Annotated in this window: 15 protein-coding genes and 1 pseudogene; 5 read left to right on the top strand and 11 right to left on the bottom strand. The window is 38.9% G+C overall.

Features of this window, described 5'->3' with window-relative positions:
* Positions 1 to 45: 45 nt before the first annotated feature.
* From WSC_RS22860 to WSC_RS0113605, 3 genes are all read right to left on the bottom strand, one after another.
* Positions 46 to 1,392 (bottom strand): alginate lyase family protein, encoded by a 1,347-nt coding sequence (locus tag WSC_RS22860; protein WP_016956490.1) that lies wholly within the window; start codon positions 1,390 to 1,392, stop codon positions 46 to 48.
* A gap of 111 nt (positions 1,393 to 1,503) precedes the next feature.
* Entirely contained in the window at positions 1,504 to 4,662 is a 3,159-nt protein-coding gene (locus tag WSC_RS0113610; protein WP_016956489.1) for a TonB-dependent receptor, read from the bottom strand.
* Positions 4,663 to 5,340: 678 nt separating this feature from the next.
* The gene (locus WSC_RS0113605) at positions 5,341 to 6,756 is read right to left on the bottom strand and encodes a replication initiation protein (protein WP_016956488.1); all 1,416 of its coding nucleotides are present in this window, start codon (positions 6,754 to 6,756) and stop codon (positions 5,341 to 5,343) included.
* Between the two features lie 1,703 nt (positions 6,757 to 8,459).
* Between WSC_RS0113605 and WSC_RS0113595 the strand changes: the two genes are divergently transcribed.
* Both WSC_RS0113595 and WSC_RS0113590 read left to right on the top strand, forming a co-directional pair.
* Positions 8,460 to 9,692, top strand: a complete 1,233-nt coding sequence (locus tag WSC_RS0113595; RefSeq protein ID WP_016956486.1) for a ParA family protein — start codon at positions 8,460 to 8,462, stop codon at positions 9,690 to 9,692.
* Positions 9,692 to 10,630 (top strand): ParB N-terminal domain-containing protein, encoded by a 939-nt coding sequence (locus WSC_RS0113590; RefSeq protein WP_016956485.1) that lies wholly within the window; start codon positions 9,692 to 9,694, stop codon positions 10,628 to 10,630. Before WSC_RS0113595 ends, WSC_RS0113590 begins: the two co-directional genes overlap by 1 nt.
* Positions 10,631 to 11,122: 492 nt before the next feature.
* Here WSC_RS0113590 and istB read toward each other — a convergent pair whose 3' ends face one another.
* The 6 genes and pseudogenes from istB to WSC_RS0113570 form a co-directional block, all read right to left on the bottom strand.
* The gene (gene istB, locus WSC_RS0113585; protein ID WP_016956484.1) at positions 11,123 to 11,878 is read right to left on the bottom strand and encodes an IS21-like element helper ATPase IstB; all 756 of its coding nucleotides are present in this window, start codon (positions 11,876 to 11,878) and stop codon (positions 11,123 to 11,125) included.
* A 157-nt stretch (positions 11,879 to 12,035) separates the two neighbouring features.
* Positions 12,036 to 12,173: a hypothetical protein gene (locus WSC_RS25160; RefSeq protein WP_016956482.1), complete on the bottom strand. Its 138-nt coding sequence runs from the start codon at positions 12,171 to 12,173 to the stop codon at positions 12,036 to 12,038.
* Positions 12,174 to 12,221: 48 nt separating this feature from the next.
* Complete coding sequence (locus WSC_RS25590) at positions 12,222 to 12,476, bottom strand: Mu transposase domain-containing protein (protein WP_420170089.1); 255 nt, start codon at positions 12,474 to 12,476, stop codon at positions 12,222 to 12,224.
* A gap of 6 nt (positions 12,477 to 12,482) precedes the next feature.
* A pseudogene (istA, locus tag WSC_RS25155) lies at positions 12,483 to 13,073 on the bottom strand (IS21 family transposase); the annotation flags it as partial.
* Positions 13,074 to 13,474: 401 nt separating this feature from the next.
* Positions 13,475 to 14,944 carry a tetratricopeptide repeat protein gene (locus tag WSC_RS24250; protein ID WP_016956480.1) on the bottom strand — a complete coding sequence of 490 codons (1,470 nt, stop codon included), beginning with the start codon at positions 14,942 to 14,944 and terminating at the stop codon, positions 13,475 to 13,477.
* An 11-nt stretch (positions 14,945 to 14,955) separates the two neighbouring features.
* On the bottom strand, positions 14,956 to 15,495 hold the full coding sequence (locus tag WSC_RS0113570; protein WP_157447289.1) for a hypothetical protein: 540 nt from the start codon (positions 15,493 to 15,495) through the stop codon (positions 14,956 to 14,958).
* A 514-nt stretch (positions 15,496 to 16,009) separates the two neighbouring features.
* Here WSC_RS0113570 and WSC_RS0113560 point away from each other — a divergent pair.
* From WSC_RS0113560 to WSC_RS0113550, 3 genes are all read left to right on the top strand, one after another.
* The gene (locus tag WSC_RS0113560; protein ID WP_016956477.1) at positions 16,010 to 17,410 is read left to right on the top strand and encodes a sulfatase family protein; all 1,401 of its coding nucleotides are present in this window, start codon (positions 16,010 to 16,012) and stop codon (positions 17,408 to 17,410) included.
* 86 nt (positions 17,411 to 17,496) lie between these two features.
* Positions 17,497 to 19,701 (top strand): alpha-L-rhamnosidase-related protein, encoded by a 2,205-nt coding sequence (locus WSC_RS22845; RefSeq protein WP_016956476.1) that lies wholly within the window; start codon positions 17,497 to 17,499, stop codon positions 19,699 to 19,701.
* A gap of 219 nt (positions 19,702 to 19,920) precedes the next feature.
* The gene (locus tag WSC_RS0113550; RefSeq protein WP_016956475.1) at positions 19,921 to 21,603 is read left to right on the top strand and encodes a hypothetical protein; all 1,683 of its coding nucleotides are present in this window, start codon (positions 19,921 to 19,923) and stop codon (positions 21,601 to 21,603) included.
* Between the two features lie 6 nt (positions 21,604 to 21,609).
* Here the strand turns inward: WSC_RS0113550 and WSC_RS24245 are convergent, their stop codons facing one another.
* Together WSC_RS24245 and WSC_RS24890 are read right to left on the bottom strand one after the other, a co-directional pair.
* Positions 21,610 to 22,482 (bottom strand): type 2 periplasmic-binding domain-containing protein, encoded by an 873-nt coding sequence (locus tag WSC_RS24245; protein WP_016956474.1) that lies wholly within the window; start codon positions 22,480 to 22,482, stop codon positions 21,610 to 21,612.
* A 122-nt stretch (positions 22,483 to 22,604) separates the two neighbouring features.
* Entirely contained in the window at positions 22,605 to 22,760 is a 156-nt protein-coding gene (locus WSC_RS24890; RefSeq protein WP_016956473.1) for a hypothetical protein, read from the bottom strand.
* Positions 22,761 to 23,057: the final 297 nt, after the last annotated feature.

Below are 23,057 nucleotides of genomic sequence, written 5' to 3'. Positions count from 1 at the left end.
TTGTAACAATTTAACAGCTTAACAATAAATAGACGCATTATTCGATTAATAATAACAACGATAGGTCGATTTTTCTCCAGTTGGGTCAACTTTAACTAGATCACTTAAAGATAAATTATCCGGCTTAGGCATTATTAATAAACACTGAGCAAATTCACTGCGATCTTCTTCTGCTACTAATGGCATTAAATCAGAGATTGCTTGCTGGTACTTAACATCACCGTATTTAATATGGGCATATTGTAAGAAGTAGAACAAACGTCCCATACGCATTTTTTTATCTTTAACATTTTGCCAATAACCTTGCTGCTTGATTGACGGCAAAATAAAGTCGATCATTTGTTTTATGCTTGCGCCATTGGCGGCTTGGTAGTTCCACATATCCATACCTAAATGGTCACCTACTCTAGCTGCAAATACATAGGCTTCTAAATTAAATACTGAATAATGAATTGGGCGAGTACGTGCTAGTTCGTCAGGTTGAGCACCATTTGGTTTAACCTGTTCAGCCAATCTATGTTTAAACACTCGCTCAACATATTGTTTGGCCAAGTCTTTTTGGCCGGTAAATAAAGCATATGCGGCAATTTGTGCTTCGCAATAGGTACCATGATTATTGTGGGCGTCACATGCACCTTGGCCTAATGGGTTGGTGATTAACCATTGGGTATATTCGCTCACCCAAGTTTTAAACTGTTGCTGCGCTGTTTCATCAAAATGTTTTGAATTACTTATTAGCCCGATATCATCTAATAAGCGAATAAACCAACGAGTTTCGATAATGCCGTAAGGTCGGCCGTCTTCAGCACCAGGTACAGCTTGGCCATAATCAAGTGAAGGGTTCATTCGTGTTTGTGGGTTTAAAAACCAAGTTTTAATAAATGATGCTGCTTTTTCGGCGTATTTTTCTTCTTTGGTATAGTAATAAGCTAAAGACAAACTGCTGATATACATCAACATATCATTCATTGCCGGTTTATCTGAACCTGTGGTTTTACTTGCAGGGTTCGTTTTGCCGTCGCGCTTTATCCAAGGCAAGCCATCTGGTTTAGATGGGTCTGGCCACCAGTACGGGCCAACACTAATGTAATCTTGTTTATCGCCACTTGGCGCCACTAAAGTTTTATCAAGTACAGATACTGTTGGCTTAGTAAGCGCCTGATCAGCCGCTTTAACAACACTTGCAACTACACGTTTTAGCGTTTCATCACCTGCCCGGTAATTTGCATAACTTTGATTCAACCAAGTTGGATTAACTGCAATTAAGTCAGCTGACTGATTTGCTTGTTTAGCATTTGAGGAAGTTGAAGCTGTATCTGTCGCTGAACATGCAATAACGCCTGCAGTCATTGCACTAACTAAAATAGTTTTAGCCAAATTGTTTAATACCATACACACCACACTGTTATTTTATTTATTGGAATAAGGTTAGTTTAAATACGCAAAAAATCCCAACAAGATAAAACTTGTTGGGATTTTGGTTAGATTCTTAAACTAATAAGTTTAGAATTTGTAGCTTGCCGACACTTGGAATACACGACCAGTGTATGTCATTCGGCTTAATGCACGCTCATCATTACCTAAATATTCATAACCAACTTCGTCAGTTAAGTTATAACCACGTAGGAATAACTTAATTTTCTTAGTTAATGCATATGAACCTGAGAAGTCTAAACGACCGTAGTCTTTACGAGTTCTTGTGTTTACACCTAAGAATGAGTTAGCACCTTGTAGGTTTGCATCATCACGCCAGTTATAAGCTAAACGTAAGCTGATACCGTCATTTTCCCAATAACCAATCAAGTTGTATGACTCAGGAGATACACGAGTCAACTCTGCTTCACTACCACTTTGTCTAAGTTTAGTGTAGTTAAATACACCACCGAAGCCATTCCAAGGGTAAGGCAAGAAGTCTAAGTTTTGCTGAATCGCAAGCTCAAAACCTTCTACGTTAAGCTCATCTGCTACATTGATGTGCGAGTTTATAGTCACACTTCTGTTAACTAAGTTACCTTCATCATCTTCAAATGCTGTAACCTGTTTACATGAATTTTCTTCATCGTCAGAATCGACACGCTCTAAGTCACCTAATAAGTCATTAACAACAGGGTTAGAACCATCGGTTGGACAGTAGCCCACCAACCTGGCAAATAAGTTTGATATATCCTTCTTAAAGTAACCAATTGAAATAGCACTACCTTCACGGTTATACCACTCTAACGACAAGTCGTAGTTTGTTGCTTCAAACGGTCTTACTTCTGAACGCGGCAAGTCTAATGTTACGCTGTTTGCACCGCCTCTAAAGTTTACTGTAGGTGTTTGAGCCAAAAGATTTGGTCTAACTAAACCTTCGTAGTATGCAGCACGCAACATTACATCATCAGTTAATTCGAATGAAATGTTTGCCATAGGTAGAGTGTGCTCATAACTATCATCAAACACCATAGGCTTAACTAATACATTTTTGCTGCCATCAGGATTATTTTCTGTTCGGAAACCATTAAACGAATTTTCCGTGCGCTCATGTCTAACACCTAAGTTACCGCTATAGAATACAGAACCAATGTCACCAGAAAAATCAGTTGTTAGATAAAGCGCAGTAATGTCTTGAGTTGCCCCAAAATTAAAACCTAAATTGGTTGGCGCGCCGGTATTTCTATTTTGGCTATCCCAAAATCCAGTTCTATTTCTCTGAATGTTAGGGTCTACGGTTAAACCACTCACATTAGTAATTAGATTTGCAGGGTCAGTAACGATATTTTCTTGTAACTTAGCGATAGCCTGTTCATTATCAAAGGTCAACCAACCATTAGTGTGATTGAAAGTACCAGGCATATTACCGTTAAAGTAATCATTCTGAACATTAGATAACACTTGATCAGTCAATAAATGTGAACCAAGGTTTGCTGTGTCAAGACCAGCTGGGCTTTGACGTTGGTCGATACTATCTAACTCTTCGCTTGACCAGCGAGCACCCATTTTCACAGATTCAAAACGTAAAACATCGCCAAAACCAAAATCTGTAAAGCGTTGTGCATTAAACTCAGCGCTACTAAATTCTTTAGTTAAATCACGTACACGGCCATTAATGCCAAATTGCAAGCGTCTGTTTTGGTTCTTATCGGAAACTGAAGATAAGGTCGCACCAGTAGTGTTAGGAACGGTCCAAACTAAGTCATCATAAACGTAAGGTGTATCAAAACCACCAGATATCTCAACCTTGTCCAAGTTACCTTGGCCAGTGTTGATTGTACCGTTAAATCCAGTGCCTACAGTAGGAAGATCCCTGCGGAATTCTTCAGCATCCCGGAAATTAAATTTGTCTCTCCAATCTTGGTTATGGGTAAATGAAATACCAACATTTTCAAAATTATTTTCAGCTTGCGAATATGAAACTCTTGTATCTAATACCCAGTCATCTTTACGGTAGTCTGCGTATAAAATAACGCCTTCAGTGCGCTCTTCAAAAGTTGTTTTACGATTTTCGTTTTTCAACGTACCATTTTCGAAATCATAGTTGCTAACAGCAAATGCAGTAGCAGCATCTTCGGCATCTGAAGTTAAATCATAGGCAAATGGTGCAGTGTCCATATCTAATGCGATACGTGCATCATAGTTATGTCTGTCAGCACGAGTGCCGTGTAAAGCTTCGATAGTAGACGCTTCTTTTGTACCACTGTCTAGGTTACGCGCAGAATATAAAACGTGTGCACCTAATTTTAAATCAGTAGTTGGGCGGAATTCGATATTACCTGAAAAAGATACACGGTCACCGTCACTAAATTCACTTACGTTACGACCGCGCACTGGAACTCTAATTACACCGTCGTCACCAAGGATATCTTTATAACGCTCTCTATAAGCATCATAGTTAGTTACTCGAGATTCATCGACTGCCATATAGTTGATTACGTCAAACGTATCACGACGGAATGTTTGACCAGATGCACCTAACTTAAATGCTACAGCTAATTTGTCGTCAATTAAGTGTTTAACACCCGATAATTTTACATTTGGATCCCAAAGGCCAGTTAACTCTTCATAACGACCACCAATACTTATACTGGCAGTACCATCTTTCTTAGATAAAGCTTGCTGGAGCTTTTTATCAACAGTACCAGCAACACCACCTGCTTGCATATCAGCAGTTGGCGATTTAGTAACAGTAACACCATCAAAAACACTTGATTCAAAAGCTGCAAATGGATTAGTTGAACCAACTGATAAGTTGCTCGCTGGCGAAGGAGTCGCGAATGATTGACCAAATGCGGTAGTTTTAACAAAACCACTACCTAAACCACGTAAACTAATGCTCGATTGACGACCTTCTCCGTCAGAGTTTAGCTGGATACCAGGAATCGCCTGTAGTGCTTCACCTAAATCTAATGCAGGCAATGCGTCAATATCATTGGCCGATATTGCGTCTACAATTGAAACCGCAGAACGTTTTGTATTGAGAGCACTTTCAAGTGCGCTACGTACACCAGTTACTTCAATAACTTCAGTATCTTCTTGTGCTTGTGCTTGTGCTTTTTCTTTTGCAGTTAACCTTTTCGCTTCTTCAGCAAATGCATTGCTTGCTGAAAACATTAAACCGGCAGTACCAAGCGCTAAGGCTATTTGGCTCAGACGAAGTTGGCTTCGCTTAGTTGATTTTGTCATACTGTGTAACCCTTGTTTAAATTTAGTGTCGTTTGTACTTGTAAATCACTATGTTGCTTAAATGACATACTTAACAATTTTGAAACATGATTAATTATAATCACTTTTCAATCATTATCAATCACTTTTTAGGCAAAAAGTAAATTTTTTGTAAATTACCTTGTATTTCATGCACAAACAAACTTAAAAATCCCTTTAAGCAACTATACAATTTAGCGCCTCAGCCCAGGTAGAACAATCTCCGGCATACTTAGATATTAAAGCTTTTGATGTCAATTTCAGATTTATCTATTTTTTATTTATAGTACCTTCGTCCCTAGATTTTCAAATTGTAACATCTCGAATGTTCATGATTGATTAAGATTGAATCAATCTTTAGGTTTTTAAATCCTTAAATCACTTTGTAAACAAAAGATTAAATTTACATTCCAATTTCACATCAACATTCATGCAATTGACATGGAAAAAAGCAAGAGACAGCTCGATGCAACGCACAAGTCAATAAAGGTAATTTAGAAAAATTTGCAGGTGAGATCGACCAGTTGAATTATTAGATAATTACAGTTCAATATTGCTACGGCACAGACATATTAGTGGCTTTTTTGCAATGTAAAATAAGAATAGATTTAACTGAGTATCATGCGGTGTATACGAGGAGTTAGAAAACTTAGCAATACATTAAGTAGATGTGTTACGAATACCAGTTTCAACTCCTTTAAGGGTCGCATCAAGTTCATCTTTGTTAATCAGATGGTTTAACATTTTATTTTCTTTCAAATACATCCTCACAATTGCGTTTCTAGCTGCTTCATTAAGCAAACGACCAGCCGAAGGATTCGTCTTTAAATGTTTAGCGAGGATACTATCTACCAAGTCTTTGCGCTCTTCAGAGGGTAATTCTGCCAAGTACTGATCCGCTACTTTTGAATAGTACTTATTCTTGACTTCAGCCATTGAGCTTTTAATTTTTTCTCTAATTTCTTGCTCTTTTAACAACTGTTGTTTTTCGATACGCTCGCGCTCTAATAACAGCTCTTGCTCTTTCTTGGCCCAGATAGGCTCGAAGGCTTTAACATTAGACTTTAGGCACGTTTTGAAATAGCTAAGTTCACCGCCTGGGTTTATCTTGTCTTCGTAGCTTTCATATCGTTCAAGCACATATAAGATGTAGTGTATTTCTTCTTCATCTAGCCCCTGTTCAAAATATGTTTCATCACTGTGCAACTTATTAAAATAACTTGCAGCTGCATTAATAAAGCCCTTTTCGCTTAGTTTGTTCAATACTAAGGCTTCAGACGAATGAGAACCAGCTATTCTACGGGCTTTGGGTCTAGGTTTTAGATTCAATACTAGAAACTTAACAGGGCGTCCAACGGTTTCTATATTAATCACGAAGTCAACAAAGTCAGTTTCATTAATGTTGGTTTGAGAGGGAGTCAACACTCTGCGTTTGAAATCACGCATCACTGGGTTTGCCCAAACGATTTTGCCGCCTTCTTTAGTATAGGGGCAATCTATCGCCTCTCGAAATTCGTTCACTGTATATTTCCGACGATTTTCACCATCACGCCACACACGCAAACACTCTTCGTAAATTCGGGCAGTATACTTATCGGTCCAAGCTAGGTTGGTCAAACTGAGGTCATAAGATATTGCGGAGATACCGCGGTGATTTAATAATTCTCGGCGTACACTCGGAACGATTTGAAACGTTAATACGCCATCTTCAATATTTGCGGCACTGAGTACGTTAATGAAGCCAATTCTTTTGGGATCAATTTCTTTTAACCCCCATTCAAACTGAGCTTGCTTTAGAGCAGATATAACGGTTTTGGCGTTTGTTCGATTATTGGATTGCCAGCCCATAGACTTACAAAAATCAACCCAATCAACCTCGACATCTAAAACAGAGTCACCTAAAACACCTTCAACTGTCGAAAAATCGCCAAACTGCTCGATACAATAATTTTGCAAAGATAAAATAATCGCGTTAAACGCTCTTTGCATTGTGGCAGTCATATTGCCATTTTCCGAACGAATTAAGCCAACCCTGTCTGATTTGTAGATCTGACTTATATCTTTTGTTTTTGTCATTTCTGTATCGAATCTCGCCAGCTATTAGTGGCATTGAAAATATACCATTGCCACAATAAGATCAAGTAACTATTTTACATTTTTTTTACTCAAGTGAATAAAAGCGCACTTTACGCGGGGCTACATACGCAAAAAAACCAAAAAAGACCACTTTAAAGTGGCATAAATAACTAGTAGAGGTGTCTTGTAGTGGCTATTTAAACTTGTAGAGTGGCCATTCTAACTTGCTATGGTGGCATAAATAACTATCTACAAGATAGCTGAGATAGTTATTTATGCCACCATAGTAAGTCAAAAACGCCACATTCGAAGTTATATAGGCCACTGTAATAGTTTTTTTTGCCACTTAAAGTAGTTTTTTTCGCACCTATATAGTTATTATCGCCACTTTAACTTGATAAGTGTATGATCTAAAGTGATTCTGTGCAGATCGATCAGATCTATATTTATTTATATAAATATAGATCTGATCAAAACTTCAGCATTTGAATCCATCAACAGGCACACAGTTGTATGTAAAACAAAATGCAAAGTTGTTAGCGAATAAATCTAAGACGCAAAGCTTGTACTCTTTGGAGAAAGTGGCAAAAAAACTAGCTCCCAACCCTAAAGGTGGCATTTAAAACTTCTCAAGTGGCAAAATCAACTTGCTATGGTGGCGTAAATAACTCGATAGTGTTTAGTTGATGAGTTATTTCTGCCACCATTCGAAGTTATTCTAGCCACTTTAGCTAGTTATTTTAGCCACCACATTAGTTATTTCTGCCACTTTAAGTCGTTTTTTTTGCACATATCACGTTATTTTGTCCACTTTTACAATTTAACTCATTGATTTTTAAAGAAGGTAACCTGATCGATCAGATCATAAATATATTTATATATATAAGATCTGATCTGTGATCTCCCTTTAAAATTCGATTTTGACTAATCATTAATCTGTATTAAGCATGATGAGGCTGGTAAAACGTGGCTACATGAACTTCCGCTTGCTTAAGTAAGAGGGTCAATGCTGTCCCAATTGAAGCTAAAGTGGCAAAAATAACGCCTATTTCGTGTTTAAACTTAGTTATTAATGCCACTAATTGTCTATAAGTATCTGTAATTATTGATTTATTATACCGTTTAACCATATCTAGGTCTTAGGTTCGCTGGATAAAGTGGCATAAATAACTAGGTGAAAGAGTAAATCAGGTCTCAAATCACGTTTTATGTTAGCTAGTTGTAACTTTTGAAGCAAAAATTTTACCTTAGTGGCGTAAATAACTTATTACTTAGTCTGATTCAATGATTTGTACCCTTGCGGATTACTAAAAAACCGAATTGGTGGCATAAATAACTAGCAACAATCCAACGACTGACTTTTGAAGTCGTTTTTTATGCCACTTCTATAAGGACTATTAACGTCTTTTTCTTAAGGTGGCATAAATAACTACCTTGGTTACTCTTATAATCGTTATTTATGCCACCAGAGGGATTATACGAGCTGGAAGGTGGCAGAAAAAACTAGTATAGGTATACGAGAACGTTTGCTTCCTGCATGTTATTTAATTCTCACAAGTTCATTCATCATAACTTATATTAACTGACGCTAATTTAATATTTATACTTCACTTTGATACTTCGCTTGCTCAAAAACACTTGATAACTATCAAAAATAACTGTAGATTTCATAAATCATTTACAAGTGTCTATTAGGTGATTGGATGTCATACGTAACTAGCAAATTAACGTCTTTAGGCGAAAAGTTGACCGAATTCAATTATTCACGGTATCAAAGTGTTTACGCTCAACGAATGAGTGGTGATATCGAAAGAATTATTGAGAATAATTCTGTTAATATGAACGAAGCCGCTAAATTATGTCGAATGTCTCGAAATACTTTTAAAGCTAAATATGAAGAAGCGGTCGCAAATGGAATAGTTCCAGAGGCTTTACTCAAACACAACAAATATCTTTTTACTTTGAAGCACATGCATGTGCTTATGGATTATTTTGAAATACCAAAATGGTCAGATAAAGGACTCAAAACACAGGTAATTAACCTTCAAAATCAAAAAGGTGGAACTGGTAAATCTACTACAGCTACCACTTTGGCTGCTTCTCTTGCTATTGGCTTACATGAAAGAATGCGAGTTTTGCTAATTGATCTCGATCCACAAGGTTCACTGAGAAACTACCTGTTACCTCAAGAGAATTACTCAACCGACATACTAACTGCGGTAGATATGATGTTGGGCGATGAAGAAGAAGAGGGGTTGTACCGACAATATCTTTCTCAAGGTTTCACGCACGAAGAAATATTAGCCAATAGTATCCATGAGACGCATATACCGTCTTTACACGTACTCCCGTCGTTTTCTGAAGATGAAAGATTCTCTCAATCGGCATGGCTGCATTATGCTAAAACTGGCAATTTGAACCACGTGGAGCGGTTAAAAGAGACTGTTATTGATAAAGTTAAAAATGACTATGATGTTATATTAATTGATACAGGTCCCCATATTAATCCTCTAGTTTGGTCCGCTCAGTATGCCTGTGATGGCATAGTAGTTCCATTTACCCCACGTGAACTTGACTGGCACAGTACCTGTAGTTTTTTAAGCAACTTGCCGATTAACCTAGAAATGTTGCCGAACAAAGGAGAGAATGTTAAATGGTTTAAGTGCTTAGCAACTAATTACAATATCGAATTTGGTCGAGATAAACACATGATGGATGAAGCACGCCGAGTCTTGGGTGACAACATTTTTAGTAGCCAACTTGTTAGTTCTTATGCTTTTGAAGCGGCTGCAAGAAATCAATGTACTATATTTGACATCCGAAAGGTCGAAAATTTGTGTTCAGACAAGCAGTTAGATAAAGCACTAACGTATACGGAAACGTTAAAAGATGAATTTTTACGCTTTTTAGAGAGTGTTTCTGGAGGTGAATTCTAATGACACAGCAGTTTTATAAGAGTGCTAGAAGCACAATGAAGCCTCTTATTGCGGGAGATGTGATGCGCCTAGAGGGCCCTGCGACTGGAAAAGAATATACTTTTCGTATGGTTAAAGTACCTAGCCAAGACATTTCTCAGAAAGTGAAGAAATCGCGTTTTAATCGACGTAGTTCCGAATTTTTCACACTCGCCTCAGTAAATGATATTTTTGATACAATTAAGGAGCATAAACGTAATTCAAACCCAGCCAAAGCCGTTGGTTCTGCTGAAAACATGGTTTTAATTGAGGGAATGAAGCGCTCCTTTGCGGTATCTCAGTTAACAGATGGTGAATTGTATGTATGGGTCACCGCTGAAATGGACGAAGAAGATGAAAAGGCTTTTGTTGTTACTGCTGATATTCATGGTGTACCGACAACCACAGACCTTGCTTTGTCTATAAAAAAACAACAAGAAGACAGTAGCGTGTCATTTAAAGTTGATGATGTTATGAATCAATTTTCTGTGAGTCGAGGTACGGCACATCATGCTTTAACAATATCTGCCCTACCCTCTTCGTTATTCAAGTTATTTCCTGCTATCAAGTATATTGGTGTACGTTTTCTAGTCGCTTTGACAAAGTTAGATCAAACGTGTTTACTCGCTGCATCCGAAAGCCTTAAAGAAAAGTATGGGCAATGGGACAGTGATTTCTTGTTAAACGAGGAACAATGTAAGGCGATTGCGTTAAAAATACAAAATGAAGTAATGGAGTTAACTTCGGGCGCTAAAGTGGTAACGCACCAAGTCGATGACGATTTGGCTGATACTTGGAACGGAATTAAGGTCAGTGGGATCAAAACAAAGGTTATGAAATCTGGTAAATTAGCGTTGGAAGTCGACGCTAAACATAGAGATAAGTTGGACAGAATCATCCAACTGCTTAATGAACTTTAACAGTTAAAAAATTCAACGTTGAACTTAGATTTTTTATGTGTTCAACGTTGAATTTCCTCTACCCTCTTTATTCTCAAGACATTACCTGCCACTACGTTAATAAATTCAACTTGCGATATAAGGAAAAGTTCAACGTTGAATTTTTGGGTGGGAGAGTGCAAACTTTTTGATGCTGATAGCTCGCCGCCCTACTATATCTTGGTTTACGACAAATTTAATTCGTCGGATGAAAACCGCAGATTAAAATTTGGTCGTTGAAAATTTATTCTAACTCATCAAGCATAAGTAGGAATTTTGTTGCCAGTTGGTGAGCTTGCTCAACGCTCTAGTCATCCGTGATACATGCATCCAACTAAAATTAGCATCGCCATATCTATATTTATGCTTAAAAAACTTTTTATCTTTAATTTGCACTTAAAAATGATCCACCATTTTCACCGAATAGTGATCCACCCAAGCGGGTCTATTTAGACGATATTTCAAGCTCGATTGCTACTTCTTTTTCTGCTTAGATTTCTTTGTTGATTCTTTAAAACGATAACTGTCATTACCCGTTTCAATGATGTGGCAATGGTGGATCAGTCGGTCTAATAGTGCTGTTGTCATCTTGGTGTCACCAAACACCTTTGACCATTCAGTAAAATTCAAATTGGTTGTGATCAGCACCCTCGTTTGCTCATACAATTTGCTGAGTAGATGGAATAATAGTGTTCCGCCAGCTTGGCTAAAGGGCACATAGCCCAATTCGTCTAGGACAACTAAATCACAGTTGGCAAGTCGAGTGGCCGTGCGGCCTATATTGCCAGCTTGCTTTTGTTTTTCGAGCGTATTAACAAGTTCTATGGTTGATAAGAATCTAACTCTCATTTGGTGATGTTGAATGGCTTGAGCTGCTGTTGCGGTTGCTAAATGCGTTTTTCCAGTACCAGGGCCACCAACAAACACGATGTTTTGGCTATCTTGAATAAATTCACAACGATGCAATCCTCTGATTAAGTATTCATCTACGTTACTGTCATTAAAATCAAAGCCATATAAATCTCGATATACAGGGAACTTCGCTGCTTTCATTTGATAAGTGATGCTTCTAACTTCTCTATCCGCAATTTCGGCTTTCAGTAAAGTTTCTAAGATTGGTTGGGCTCGCTGATAAGCAGGCGAATTTTGTGATGCAAGCTCTGTTATTGAACTGGCCATTCCATGTAACTTGAGTGTTTTTAACGTACTTAATAAAGCTTCATTGTGCATGATATTTGCCTCTTAAATTGTCGTAACGTGCTGTATCACTTGTGGGCTCAGTAACTAATTTTAGTTTGGTTGGCACTGGTATAGGTTCAACTCGCACAGGGTTTAACAAACGGCTTAGGCAATTGATTACGTGTTCTTTTGATGGGTTACCTGCTTCCTATGCTTTTTCTATTGCTTCTTCAACAAGCTTTTCGTCGTGATGTCGAACCAAAGACAATACTTCAGCCATCTCTTTATCTCCGCGTTTTCGCGCTAACAGAATAGATTGCAGATGTTTAAAGCTTTTTGGCAACATTTGAAATGGTGCACCGTTACGCAGTGCGCCTAGTTTACGTTGCGCAACCTATAAATAATGTTGCCATTGATAAATAACGCGAGGCGGTAATTCGTGATTGGGTGTAAATACTCTTTGGTGCTCGGCAACTTGTTGGCCTTCTGTCACAAGCTTAATTTTGTCTGAGTAAGCATGCAGGCTGACTCTAGGATTTGCATAACTGGCTGGAACTGGGTATTTGTTTCTATCGAAGTTAATTAGGCAGGTTGAAGATACCCGTTTGCTTTGTTCAATAAACCCATCGAACGGCGCCACAACTTTCATCAGCTGTGTACGCTCTTCTAACCATGCATGTTCAATGGTTTTAGCTTTGTATTGTGGATGACGACGTGTTTGCCATTCGGATATACATTGTTCTTCTAGCCATTGATTCAACTCTGCTAAGGTTTGAACTCTAGGCGCTCTTTGCCAGATGATTGTTCGTGTATCGCGCACGTTCTTTTCAATTTGGCCTTTCTCCCAACCTGATGCAGGGTTACAGAAGTCAGTTTCAAACAGGTAATGACTGACCATGGCTAAAAATCGAAGGTTAACCACACGCGCTTTACCTTTTTGCACTGAGTCGATAGCTGTTTTCATGTTGTCGTAAAGACCACGCTCAGGGACACCTTGAAACACTCTAAACGCATGGTTGTGTGCATCAAATAGCATTTCATGACTCTGTGAGTAATAGGCTCGAATGAAGAATGCTCGGCTGTTGCACAGTTTAAAATGAGCAACCTGCAACTTAACTTTCTTACCATCAATATGTGCCCAGTTTTCACCCCAATCAAATTGGAATGCTTCGCTAGGTGCAAATTGTAAAGGCATATAGGTGTGCTTTGAGGCTGCGAACTTTTGTTCATCCCGCCAATGTCGGGCAAATGCGGCAACTCAGTCGTAGGAGCCGCTGTAACCTAATGGCAGTAAATCTTGGAATAGATTTTTGATCGATTTTCGTTGCTTTCTTGGTTTACGTGCTTCACGCTGCAACCATGATGTTAGAAAGTCTTCGAACTCATTTAATTTAATAGAAGTGTCTCCTAATAACGGTTACTAAGATTTAGGGGGGAGATAAAAAGCCACTTAAAAAGGTATAAATTCTTCTAGCGAAATATTGATGTCTGTAGCTGTGGTTAAACAGAATTGTGTAGAACTGAGTTTGAAAAAATAAAAGAAGTGCGTGATATTTTACGAAAAAATTCAACGTTGAATTTTTTGCAAAAAAAAAGCGCTCAATAGACTAGAGCGCTCGAAAGGATAAAAATCTAACATTAAATTGGTTATTCGACTATCAATACTCGACCCGTAGTTAATTCAGAAAGTAAGTCTTCCCATTCGCTAACATCCCAATTTGCCCTATCCGCCATACGAATTGCTTTTTCCAAATTTTCGACGACTTTCTTAAAATCGCGAGCTTCTCGATCTTTGTAAGATAGAGCCAACAAATAAAAGTATTCCGGGTTAGATGTTTGCGTATCTGCTACCATCTCCAAGTACTTAATGCCAGTATCTACATTGCGCAAACTTTCATTGTTAGCTAACAGCTTGATCTCAGCGGCGCGAATTGTCGCGGCTTTGTGTTCTTTTTCCATAGCAGACTCATACCAAAACAATGCCTTTTCTTCGTCGTTGACTAGCCATGGACTCGTTTGAATGAAGCGCGCCAAACGATACTCTGCACGAGCGAGACCATATTTACTTGCTTCGGCAATCCAGCGTATTGCCTGAGGAATATTTTTTTGTTCTCGATAGAGTTTCAAGCCATATTCATACATAGCTAATGGATGCCCTTGTTTAGCTAATTTTAGTAGGAGTTTTTCTGCTTGGCCTGGTGATTCTTCTAACCATGGAAAATTAAGCATCGCCATAGCAAATTGATACTGCTCTGTTAAGTCCTGGCTGTCTTTACCCTTTCTAGCGATATTTCGTACTTCTCGATACAAGGAAGATCGTTCGTCGGATAAATCGAACTTGTCATAAATGGCTGCACCAATATACCCCCTATGAATAAATTCAGCTGGTTTGCCATCAAATGTTGGTTTGGGCAATGGAAACAGCTTGTAAGCTTCGGTGTATCGATTCACCGAACCTAGCTTCTGAATTTCTGTAATATAACGAATTGAACCGTCGGGAGCGACTTCATGCTCTAGTATTAGGAAGGGCGTTTTTACTGTTATTAAAGGTATATCGCTGCTGTCTGAAAACTCATCACCGTCACTTTCAAATGAATCGGAAAAGTCTTGACCCAATCCTAAGTCGAGTTCATCTTGCAAGTCGTCTAAGTATACTTTCTTTTCAAGTTCGGCCTCACCTTCAAAAGTAAACTTTTTATTTAAATTAGCGTGATTGATTTGAGGTAAATAGATGCTTGTTGCCTGAGCTTGTTGTTCTACCGAGGCTTGCAGTGCTTGCTGAACCAGTTCTAATTGCGCAGCAGGTAATTTGTCAGTCATTTTATTTAGCAAGTTTGCTGCGTCATGGTAGTTCTGTTGTGCGGCTAAGTTTAAATAAATGAGTGCATTTAATTGGTCTTGTTGCACACCTAAACCTTTTGCATACATGAGACCCAATTGGTAGTAGGAATGTGCACTACCTAGTTTTGCTCCCTGCTTGTACTCTGCTGCTGCTTGAGTATATTGCTGCTGTTTGAATAACGTATTTGCTTTCAACAAATCTGCTGCACAAGTGCCAAAGCTAAAAGTCCCGATAATTAGCGTTGCCGCTAAAGTGGTTTTTTTTGTAAATTCCATATTTACTCTACTCACTGAAGTTTTAAGGTATTTTGATTTAAAGCTGCAAACGGATTGTTTCGAGCTTGGTATGCTGTAGTAGGGCGGTTATCAAACGAGCGAGTAACAATTCCGTAGGTGGGAGTGGAATTTACTCGGTTGCCTTCAACTACCATAATTCTAGTATCTAATATTTGTATATTACCCTGGACGCCGTCTGAACCAATGCCTTCGTAATGCTTACCGCAAGCACCAATGGACGCGTTTTCGCTAGCTTCATTATCACCAAGTTGAGAAATATCATTATTTTTTATTATCGCGTTGGTGACACGCTTAGGTGAAATTACTCTAACCGCACTCATAATTTTGTTAGTGCTAAAGTTGGTGTCGTGCGATATTCGCCCTGAAAGTAAATGTATTCTGCTGATTGCGATGCACACATACTTAATTACACTATTGGTTTTAGTTATATTGTCTGTGGCTCGTTTACTGGTTGGTTGTGCCATCGCAAGCTCGCTCGACGTAATTGTTACATATAACAAAATTATCGCTTGTGTCAGTAAATTCGTCATATTTCGCCAAGTGTTTTTTTCGGACCTCTAAATTTAATAACTCGCCGACTAGTTTGCTGATTGCAAAATACTTTGCGTGTTTAGCGTGTACTTGCAAAGGGTTTAGTAGGATCACTTTAACTTTTCTATCAATTTGGTAAGGCCCAGAAGTCTTGCGCAATTTATTTGTGTTAGTTGCATTTTTCAGTGTGGTTTGTAATAAGTTTGCGTTACCTTTAGCAGCTAATGGCAAATCGCTACCGCTTGAGCTTACGTTAGTTTGCCGTAAGTAGCTTGCATTAGCTTTGATTGCGACAACACCAGCGGTACTACTAAATAGCGACGGGCAAATCAAAGAGCTTGTTGAAGTGCTAGTTGTTTTCGACGGCATGGCGATGTTGAAATATGTATATAAACTGTATCAATATAATCACCGATAATCACAAATAGTCAATAAAAATAATGTGTTTGATTTACAAAGAGTGTTTGTGAAATATAATAGGGGTGATACTAGGTAAATTTTACTGGAGATTGAATGTTTTACGCGATCCTTAAAAAAGTCAGCTTGCTAGTCGCAGTTTTAACAATAACTGCGTGTAGCCAACTGACAAGTTCACCACAATCCGATAACGCTCATAACAAAATTGAAAAGCAACCCAATATATTATTAGTGTTGTCGGATGACCATGCATGGAATGACTACGGTTTTATGGGGCATGAAATCGTTAAAACCCCACATCTAGATAAGCTCGCGAATGAAGGGGTTACGTTCAAGCGTGGTTATGTACCAACTTCATTGTGCCGGCCATCGCTTGCTACCATTGCAACAGGCCTTTACGCTTACCAACACGGCATAACAGGCAATGATCCCTCAAGAGAGCTACCAGGAGGGAAAAAAGGGGATTTATACGCGCAGCAAAGAGCTGAAATCATCGCCAAAATTGATCAAGTAGAAACCTTAGCCGACATGTTAAAACCTAAAGGTTATGTTTCTTTACAAACCGGAAAATGGTGGGAAGGTAACTACAGCCGTGGTGGTTTTGACGAGGGGATGACTAGAGGATTTCCTCAACCCGGTGGTCGCCATGGCGACGATGGATTAAAAATTGGTCGCGAAGGCGTAAAGGAAATAACTGATTTTATTGATAAAACAGCCGCACAGGATAAACCGTTTTTCGTATGGTATGCGCCATTTATGCCACACACACCACATACACCACCTGAACGAATTTACAAAAAATACCAGGATTTAGGTTTAGCAGAATCAGTCGCAAAATATTATGCGATGATAGAGTGGTTTGATGAAACCAACGGACAAATTTTTGACCACTTAGAAAAGAGTGGTTTAAAAGACAATACGCTGGTTGTTTATGTATCTGACAATGGTTGGATCACCAATCCACAACAAACAGATCGTTTTTTACCAAAATCGAAGCAAAGTCCGAATGAAAGTGGTGTGCGTACACCTATTATCTATTCACTGCCGAGCCAATTTCCTGCCCAAATGCGTAGTGAAATGACCAGCAGTATTGACATTGTTCCAACAATCTTAGGTGCCGTTGGTCTGCCTGTTCCAAAAGAGTTACCTGGTTTGAATTTATATGGACAACTTAAAAATGAATCTGCTATCTGGCGTGACACCATTTACGGTGAAGGTTTTGCACATGATATGGATGACTTAAATAATCCTGAATCAACCTTAATGTATCGTTGGGTTATTGATGGTGATTGGAAACTTATCGTAAGTTATGATGGTAAAAACGTCAGTTATCAAAAATACCATGAGCAAATTAATCAACCGCCTAGGTTGTTTAATGTCACTGACGATCCATACGAGACCACTAATTTGGCGACACAATATCCACAGATCGTCGATAAATTAAAGAAAAAATTAGTGGAATGGTATCCACTTCAGCAGCGAAATATGGTTTTGTAAAACACCAGTTCCGCTTATTTTAAAGCCTTTGGTCAAAAACTAGAGGCTTTTTTTCTCCTGTTATCTAATATTGGAACATTGCTGCTATGGGTAAACTGTTCTCATTGGTATTTTTCGTTTTGCTGCAGCTGAGCTGTGCTACAACTATGGAACTTCAAGGTTTGAGTTTGGTAGATGCTCCGCAGCAGCCTAGAGTTGAGCTACTAAAAGGGCAGAGGGTATCTGCCATCAAAGACCTATCACCCGAATTTTCTTGGCAACTTCCCAATCACCCAGAATTTTATAAGCAGACTGCATACCAAATTCAAATACTGCCCGCGAATATTCACTTTTCGGCTATGTTGCCAAGTGACAAGCTCTGGGATTCGGGGAAAATACTAGATGAAAAGTCACTCGCTAGAAGCATTTCAGGTTATGAATTTGGTGTAGGCCAGAGTTATCAATGGCGGGTTCGAGTTTGGACTCAGGATAGTCAACAGAATTTATATCAATCCGCTTGGTCAACTCCGCAACTATTTAGTATTTCATCCACTCCCAGCAAATTAGCGAGTAGATATGACGTTGAGAGCACTGCGGTTAAACCTGTCATCATTACCAAGCTGCCATCAGGCCGATATTTTATTGATTTTGGTAAAGTCGCATTTGGCTATTTGCAACTTGAACTGACGACGGACAAAGCCGGTGAAATAGACGTTCATTTTGCTGAGCGCGGTGTAGCAGACGGGGCAGAGCAGGGGATCATTTCAAAATTACACAAGGGGAGTAGTGTTAGGTACTATAAAGTTCCTTTAAATGTAAGTCAGAATTCAGATGTTTACGCAGTACATCCACCAAAAGACCAACGTAACACTAAGCCTGAAGTAGCGATTGCCATCCCAGGGAGATTTGGACGCGTTGCGCCCTTTAGGTTTGTCGAAATTGATGGCAAAGACATTGAAATATCAAATATTCAAGCATCGCTAGTCAAATTACATTACCCTTTTGACGACAACCAATCTGACTTTGTGTCCTCAAACTCTACTTTAGATGCCATTTGGCAATTATGTAAATACACTATGAAAGCAACTAGTTTTGCTGGCGTGTATGTTGATGGTGATCGTGAACGCATCCCTTATGAAGCTGACGCATATATCAATCAACTCTCTCACTATTATGTTGATGACGAATTTTCTTTAGCTCGTCATTCACATGAATACCTGATGCAAAACCCTACATGGCCAACTGAATGGAAACAACACTCAGTAATGATGGCATGGACAGATTGGATGTACACAGGAGATACCGAATCACTCGCGCAATTTTATCACCAGCTTAAAGCTGAAAAAACCTTAGAACAGTTTGAAGGAGACCTCGGATTGCTGTCGACTTACCCTAAACGAAACAGGGAAAAGGAAATGGGTGATATTGTCGATTGGCCGCCGTCAGAGCGTGATAATTATGACTTAGTACCAATAAATACAGTGGTAAACGCATTTTATTATTTAAACCTTAAACAAATGGCTGATATAGCGGGGGTTTTAGGGTTGGAACAAGAGCAAGCTTATTACCAACACAAAGCGCAAAGCGTTTATCAAGCTTTTAACCAGCATTTTTTCAATGAAGCTACAGGTTTGTATATTGATGGTATTGGTTCAAAGCACAGCGCCGTGCATGCAAATATTTTGCCTTTAGCTGTCGGTTTAGTGCCTAAAGATAAAGTGCCAAAAATTATTAATTTCATCAAACAAAAAGGTATGGCCGTGAGTGTGTACTTTGCGCAGTACTTAATGGAAGCCTTGTACATGCACAAGCAAGCTGATTATGCTCTAAGTTTGTTAACTTCTACGGAAATACGCAGTTGGTATAACATGATTCGCCAAGGCTCTACCATAACAATGGAAGCTTGGGACGACCAATTTAAACCAAATCAAGATTGGAATCACGCGTGGGGTGCCGTCCCTGGAAATATCATCGGCCGTTACTTACTTGGTGTACAGCCACTGGTGGCTGGGTTTACAAGCTTCAAAATTGCGCCACAGCCGAGCAATTTAACCTATGTAGCAGGTACTGTGCCTAGTATTCGAGGTCCCATTCGAGTGGAAATTGAGCAAAAACTCGGCGCTGAATTTACCTTGGTGGTATCTGTCCCTGGTAATGCTAGAGCTCAAATCATTTTGCCTATTGCGCTTGATAAAAAAATTGAGCAAGTGTGGGTAAATGGCAAAAAAGCTGAATTTACACATGCTAATGGCGGTGTGGAATTGGAAAAAATAGGTGCTGGGCGACATACTGTTAAGGTTTTGTATCAATAATATGTGTGCTTTACCTAATTTAAGGTTGTTTTTGTAAAGAGTATTGATTTATACTGCCGTGTAAGGTGGTAAGGCCAATTTTGGTTTGTTTTAAACTTGTTGCTAGACTTGAATGAAATTGTGACTAACTTGATTTGATTGTAAAAATCTGTGTTAGACTCAACTAGTCAACAACAGTCACTTTTATTCAAATATAAATAAAGTACAAAGAGGAAGTCGATGAAACGTATTTTTATGCTATCAGTTGTTTCTGGCTGCGTTTTAGCTAGTTTAGGTTGTAGTAAACAGTCAGCTGAACCTACAAGCTCGGTGCCAGTTGCAGAAACGTCGGCAGCGAGCCAAGTTTTCACCCTTGATGCCGCCAGAGATAACTTGTCTTTTGCAAAAAATCAGTACTTAAAGCTTATCGAGCATGTTGCGAATGAACGTCACCTTGATATGAAAGAAGGTTGTGACGCAACTCCTGAGACCATTTGTGTGCCGCGCTCTCAAGAAAAAGATGAAATCCATATGGAACTGCCGGAGAAATGGACTAACGGTTTTTACCCAGGTGTTTTATGGAAGTTGTTGTCAGCTAAGGATGATATTAACAATTGGCAAGCTGGTGAAGAACAGAAGCTTTACGAAACAGCGCGCTATTATCAAAACACGCTGTTTTCTGAAAGCAAACGTGGCTCAACTCACGATTTAGGTTTTATTTTATACGATTCATTTGGCGAAGCCCTTGATTATGATGGTTTAGACGAAAAAACGAGAGCTGAATACTTAACTGCATTGGAAGTTGGCCGTGCCACATTGGCGACGCGTTACACAGATGAAGTTGGCTTAATTCGCTCGTGGGATTGGATCCCACGTATGCGCATTTTGACCTTGGAAGATGGTGAGCAGGTTAAAGACATGTATACATTGTCAAACCCATGGACTTACCCTGTTATCGTCGACAATATGATGAACTTGGAATACTTGTTTGCCAGCGACAATGCCCGTTATCACGAAATAGCTTTTAACCACGCTAAACACACAAGCATTAATCATTATTTTTATGATGAATCTGACACTCAAAAACAGTACCCGCTGTCGTACCACGTATTCGATTATGGTTCGCATAAACCTGGGAACTGGCAAGGTGTTGGGAATGTATCAGCATGGGCACGAGGCCAAGGTTGGTCACTATACGGTTTCGTAACCGTTGTTGAAGCGATGGAACAAGCGCAAATAGATTTGTCGACCTATCCTGATTTTAAAGCGCATTTGAGTAATTTGTATGGCAGTATTGAACATTTGTTGCAAGACGATGTTGTACCTGCGTGGGATTATTTTGCTACACGCGACAATGCCTATGAATACGCTGAAAATATCTCCAAAGACACCACTGTTTTTCACGGCATTTTAGGTTTATGCGACAAGCAAATTGAAGATAATATTTTGCCTTACGTAGGCTATAAGCCTATGACGTTAGAGGCATCAATGTTGTCTACCGAATCTCTTGAGCGCCTTGAGGGTAAGGTTAACTGGCATGGTGAAAAAATTATCCAAGGCGATAAGTTAATACCTTGTGGCACCCAAGCTTATTCAGACAGCCATGTTAAAGTGCCGAAAGATACGTCAGCCGCTGCCATCTATGCAGCTGCATTGTATCGCTACGCCAACTACACCAAAGACCAAGATGAAAAAGCCAAATATGCTGCTTTGGCTGACAAAATTATGGCTAAGTTAACGGCTGAGTATCGTACTGACCGCAAAGGTAAAGGACGTGACAGCAGCTTAGGTTTAGGTTTTGTGTTATCTGAAGCTACTGGCGATTTCGGCAACGGTGGTGAAATAGACACGCCAATTATTTATGGCGATTTCTATTTTATCGAAGCTAACATGCGTAAACTTGAATTAGAAGCTAACAAATAATTAGTATTAAAATGGCAGTGGGCTGTTATGCTGCTGCCAAAAATTGAGTGCGTTTTCTTTGGTTTCTGTGCTTAAAAAGGGGTTTTCCACATGGAAAACCTTTCTGTTTTTTAAGGTTAAACTGGTCGGAATTGTTTTGTAAAAGGCATAAAAAATCTTATCAAATTGACCAGACTCTATCATTTGTAACAAACCTGCTTCTATGCGTTTTGCTAGTTTGGGGTTGTGGGTACCTACAAAAAAGTAGATAGGGAGTTCGGTATACAAAAGGATGCTGTTTTCTATTTTGAGGTTTGGGAAATGCCGTTCAATCGAGTTCAATGTTTCTGCTGCTTCAATAACCCCTCTAGTTGTGTAATCAATGCGACCCGCGTTTAACATTTTAAATAAGCTGTGGTTCTTTTCGGCTTTCACATTTAAAAAGTTGTGTGACTCATATACCTCTGTCATACGCCAACGAGTACCTGTGCCTTTAATCAAGCCCTTTAGTTGGCTCACATCCATAATAGCGTCATATTTTGCTTGCGTTTTGCTGTTTATCAATAAAAAACGATAGCCCATCAATCCTTTATATATAGGAATTCGTATCGGTATTAGTTGTTTTTCAACTTGTTTTTCTGCAGGAAAATAAGTCACATCCGCTTGACCTTTCGTGACTAAATAGGTGCGGGCATCGTAGCCATAACTTACGGGCACTTGTTTAACGCTGTCTATATGGTTGTCAACGGCAGTTGTGTTTAGAGCTGCTTGCAATAATTGATGAGCATAAGTTTTTCGTTCGTTGCTTGTGCCTTGGGCTGAGGTCAAGGTGATTTCAGCGTAGGTATTAACACTAAATAATAAGGTTAAAAATAAAGAAGCTTTTTTATGCGGCACCATGCTTGATTAACCTTATCTAGCTGTTTTTTAGTCGATGTGTATTTAAGAATAGGTGTGAACGGAAAATTTGCCAAGCTTATAGTCCGATTGTTTCTGAATTGTTCAGTATTGAAATGAAACATTTAACCAGTTACTAGCTGACGTTGTATTGCCTGTGTGTCGTATACATTATTGGCAACAATATCAGGATGGTAGGCTTGATTATCTTCACGTAAACGTTTCATCCATTGTTTAACACGGATGATATATGTAAGTTCACAGTGCTCAGTTGATTGCACAAAATGCTCAACTTCTTTATTGGCTGTATCAGTATCGAATTACCACCTGTGTTTCTCTGCACGTCCAATACCACTAATTGTTCATTGCCGCTTCCGTTCAATTTAGTTGGGGTGGGGTAGCAATTATACTTTTTTTACTCTTTTGTTAATAAACAGATCGTTGAATTTTGTTTTATGCAAAGTTTTGACGTTTATTGAAAACTAAAGAGAATTAAAATGAAAACAATACACATAGGTTTAAAGGCCTTTATAAAGCCCTCTTTTTTTAGTTTGCTTTTTGTCACTCAGCTTGTTTGT

This window comes from Catenovulum agarivorans YM01 (genome assembly GCF_000281085.1).
GTDB classification, from domain to species: Bacteria; Pseudomonadota; Gammaproteobacteria; order Enterobacterales; family Alteromonadaceae; genus Catenovulum; species Catenovulum agarivorans.
The sequence above is the reverse complement of the archived record's forward strand: the minus strand, read 5'-3'. Positions and strand labels throughout refer to the sequence as shown.

Excerpts from the sequence above, each read along its gene's own strand:
- istB (WP_016956484.1), bottom strand. The coding sequence starts at position 11,878 with ATGCACAATGAAGCTTTATTAAGTACGTTAAAAACACTCAAGTTACAT.
- WSC_RS0113595 (WP_016956486.1), top strand. The coding sequence starts at position 8,460 with ATGTCATACGTAACTAGCAAATTAACGTCTTTAGGCGAAAAGTTGACC.
- WSC_RS0113610 (WP_016956489.1), bottom strand. The coding sequence starts at position 4,662 with ATGACAAAATCAACTAAGCGAAGCCAACTTCGTCTGAGCCAAATAGCC.
- WSC_RS22860 (WP_016956490.1), bottom strand. The coding sequence starts at position 1,392 with ATGGTATTAAACAATTTGGCTAAAACTATTTTAGTTAGTGCAATGACT.
- WSC_RS0113605 (WP_016956488.1), bottom strand. The coding sequence starts at position 6,756 with ATGACAAAAACAAAAGATATAAGTCAGATCTACAAATCAGACAGGGTT.
- WSC_RS0113590 (WP_016956485.1), top strand. The coding sequence starts at position 9,692 with ATGACACAGCAGTTTTATAAGAGTGCTAGAAGCACAATGAAGCCTCTT.
- WSC_RS25160 (WP_016956482.1), bottom strand. The coding sequence starts at position 12,173 with ATGTTGCCAAAAAGCTTTAAACATCTGCAATCTATTCTGTTAGCGCGA.
- WSC_RS22845 (WP_016956476.1), top strand. The coding sequence starts at position 17,497 with ATGGGTAAACTGTTCTCATTGGTATTTTTCGTTTTGCTGCAGCTGAGC.
- WSC_RS0113560 (WP_016956477.1), top strand. The coding sequence starts at position 16,010 with ATGTTTTACGCGATCCTTAAAAAAGTCAGCTTGCTAGTCGCAGTTTTA.
- WSC_RS25590 (WP_420170089.1), bottom strand. The coding sequence starts at position 12,476 with ATGAAAGTTGTGGCGCCGTTCGATGGGTTTATTGAACAAAGCAAACGG.
- WSC_RS24245 (WP_016956474.1), bottom strand. The coding sequence starts at position 22,482 with ATGGTGCCGCATAAAAAAGCTTCTTTATTTTTAACCTTATTATTTAGT.
- WSC_RS0113550 (WP_016956475.1), top strand. The coding sequence starts at position 19,921 with ATGAAACGTATTTTTATGCTATCAGTTGTTTCTGGCTGCGTTTTAGCT.
- WSC_RS0113570 (WP_157447289.1), bottom strand. The coding sequence starts at position 15,495 with ATGACGAATTTACTGACACAAGCGATAATTTTGTTATATGTAACAATT.
- WSC_RS24250 (WP_016956480.1), bottom strand. The coding sequence starts at position 14,944 with ATGGAATTTACAAAAAAAACCACTTTAGCGGCAACGCTAATTATCGGG.